Origin of the sequence: Protofrankia sp. Cr1, from assembly GCF_963555865.1 — a bacterium.
Classification (GTDB): domain Bacteria; phylum Actinomycetota; class Actinomycetes; order Frankiales; family Frankiaceae; genus Protofrankia.
The window spans coordinates 9,865-12,154 of sequence record NZ_CAUVXO010000131.1 but is presented as its reverse complement, the minus strand read 5'-3'; the positions used below and the strand labels follow the sequence as shown (position 1 = coordinate 12,154).

At 66.8% G+C, this 2,290-nt stretch carries 5 protein-coding genes; 2 read left to right on the top strand and 3 right to left on the bottom strand.

What is annotated here, in order from left to right; all coding sequences use genetic code 11:
• Both U9980_RS12770 and U9980_RS28540 read right to left on the bottom strand, forming a co-directional pair.
• Positions 1-266 (bottom strand): hypothetical protein (locus U9980_RS12770; protein ID WP_322768103.1); only part of this gene is annotated, 266 nt, incomplete at its 3' end.
• 121 nt (positions 267-387) lie between these two features.
• A complete protein-coding gene (locus U9980_RS28540) occupies positions 388-756 on the bottom strand; it encodes a pentapeptide repeat-containing protein (RefSeq protein WP_416210260.1) in 369 nt (122 codons plus the stop codon).
• A gap of 37 nt (positions 757-793) precedes the next feature.
• On the opposite strand from U9980_RS28540, the gene U9980_RS12765 reads away from it, so the two are divergent.
• Both U9980_RS12765 and U9980_RS12760 read left to right on the top strand, forming a co-directional pair.
• Complete coding sequence (locus U9980_RS12765; RefSeq protein ID WP_322768102.1) at positions 794-1,027, top strand: hypothetical protein; 234 nt, start codon at positions 794-796, stop codon at positions 1,025-1,027.
• Between the two features lie 46 nt (positions 1,028-1,073).
• On the top strand, positions 1,074-1,643 hold the full coding sequence (locus U9980_RS12760; RefSeq protein WP_322768101.1) for a nucleosidase: 570 nt from the start codon (positions 1,074-1,076) through the stop codon (positions 1,641-1,643).
• Between the two features lie 94 nt (positions 1,644-1,737).
• Here U9980_RS12760 and U9980_RS12755 read toward each other — a convergent pair whose 3' ends face one another.
• Positions 1,738-2,145 carry a type II toxin-antitoxin system VapC family toxin gene (locus tag U9980_RS12755; RefSeq protein WP_322768100.1) on the bottom strand — a complete coding sequence of 136 codons (408 nt, stop codon included), beginning with the start codon at positions 2,143-2,145 and terminating at the stop codon, positions 1,738-1,740.
• Positions 2,146-2,290 lie beyond the last annotated feature (145 nt).

Genomic DNA, 2,290 nt, shown 5'->3' with positions numbered 1-2,290 from the left:
CCGGCGCCGCCAAGCTGCTCGATCCGCTCGGGCGACAGGCCGGTCAGGGCTGCGACGCTGGCGGTGAGCGAGCCGTCCAGCACCTTCATCGACTCGACCATCCCGCGGCGGATCTCCGCACGGCGCTGCTCGAGGTATGCCCGGACCGCCTCGGCCACGAGGTCCTTCTTGGATATGCCGAGGAAGTGAGCGGCCTGCGAGATCAGCTCGTCCGTCGCAGGGTCGATCTTCAAGGGTGCTTGGCGTCGGGCGCCGACGGTCGTCATAGCCATCCTCACCTTCCCAGGACCTTGGTACCCAAGTACCTCAGGTCGCCGTCACCCCGAAGGAAACCTGAGGGAAACCAGGACCGCACGAGCCTCGAGAACGGCGAATCGGCCGACGATGTCAAGATCTCAGTCTTCCCGACAATCCGCGCGAACGCGTCGTCCGCCCCTTGGCTGTGGACCGAATCAAGACTATGGTCATGACCTCCGAACGGCGACGAAGAGCGGTCGAGGCATGGACACCCAGCGCGGCCCGGCACAGGCCCGGCCGCTTGACGTTCCATTTCCACCAGGACGGGAGGCGGGTTTCGCGATCCCCGAACGCCTGGTTCAGCTGGTCCTGGGAAAGCCCAGCAACCTCAGTGAGGTTCGCGCCACGCAGGTCGGTGCCACGCAGGTCGGTGCCACGCAGGTCGGTGCCACGCAGGTTCGATCCTTGCATGTGCGCCTCACTCACGTTCGCCCCCGGCAGGCGTGTGTGGGCAAGGATCGCATTGCTGAGATTCGCGTGGTGAAGGTCAGCTTCGGTGAGGGAGGTCGAGCGGTTTCTGCTCTCACTGCCTGGAATCGGCCGCTGGTCAGCTACCTTCGTGATGATCCGAGGGCTGGGGCGGATGGAGCTGCTGCCCGACGACGCCGAGCTTCTGAAAGCCGTGCATCGCGTATACGGCGAGCCCCCACCGGGGGACCTCGCCACCCTGTCCGCGCGCTGTGTCCCGAACCAAGGATACTGGGCGCACTATCTGAGGGCTGTCCAGTGACCCGCTCAGCCGGCTTTCCCGCGGTGTTGCCCGGCACGGTGGTGTCGTGAAATGGCTGGTGGTCGCGGCCGTCGAGGCGGAGGCGACGACCGTGCCGCGCGATCATCCCGGGCTGCTCGGTGTACTGATCACCGGCGCCGGTAAGACGGCGGCCGCAATCGCCGTCACGACAGCCCTCGCCCGGCTGCCGGATCCCACCTCAATTGGAGTCCTGAATGTCGGCACGGCCGGCGGGTTGGACTCCGTGGGACCTTCGCTGCGTCGGCCCAGCAAAGCGTGGGCATGGGATCTTGATGCCGCATCGCTGCTGGCGCTTGGTATTCCTGTACAGGACCAGGTCCCGTTGGATGGTGGGGACGGATCAGTGATCGCCAGCGGCGACACGTTCATCGCGGACGAGGTACGGCGTGCGGCGCTGCGGAAACACGCGACGATCGTGGACATGGAGTGCTATGCGGTCGCAATGGCATGCCAGGCTTTCGGCACTCCGGTGCGGGCACTGAAGTGGGTTTCCGACTCGGCCGGTGAATCGGCGGCCAGCGACTGGAGTGCCGCTGTGCCGTACGGCGCTGCGGTACTCGGCGAAGCCGTTCGAGATTTGCTCGACGCGCAGTAGTCTCCGGATGCCCTGGCCGCGCGATGCCGCCTGATCACCCAAACGTTCGGGGCCTACCCATCCGCCTATCAGGTGCTGGGACCTGGCTCCCGCGTCATGCAAAGACCTCGACGGGGCACGTGGTGACGGCGCTGCGTTCGATGCGGGCGTCGCTGGTGATCAGCGGCAATCCCAAGGTCTCGGCGAGGGCGACGTACTGGGCGTCGTAGGTGCTGAGGTTGTGGTGTAGGTCGCGGACGCGTGCCCACAGGATCAGCGTCTCGTGCCGCACAAGCGGTAGGAGCTGGTAGTCGCCGATGGCCTTCTCCGCCTCCCGTGCGGTGAGCTTCCGACCGCGGACCATCCCGAACAGGGCCGAGACCACCTCGTAGTCGAGCAATCCGGGCGCGACGAGCGACGCGAGGCTGGCGAGCCGGTGGCGCACCGCGTGCCCGGTCGGACCGTGATCGGTCAACGTACGTATCAGCGCCGAGCAGTCGATCACGGCCGCCGGACTGCTCACCCGCGTTCCCGGCCCTCGTCGATCGCGGCCAGGATGTCCGAGGTAGCGAGCTCGGCGTGCGTTTCACGGTCGAGGCGGGCCATCATGTCCGCGAGGGTCGGCGTACGGGCATCTCGGGTGACCAGGTCGAGCAGGTAGGCCTGCA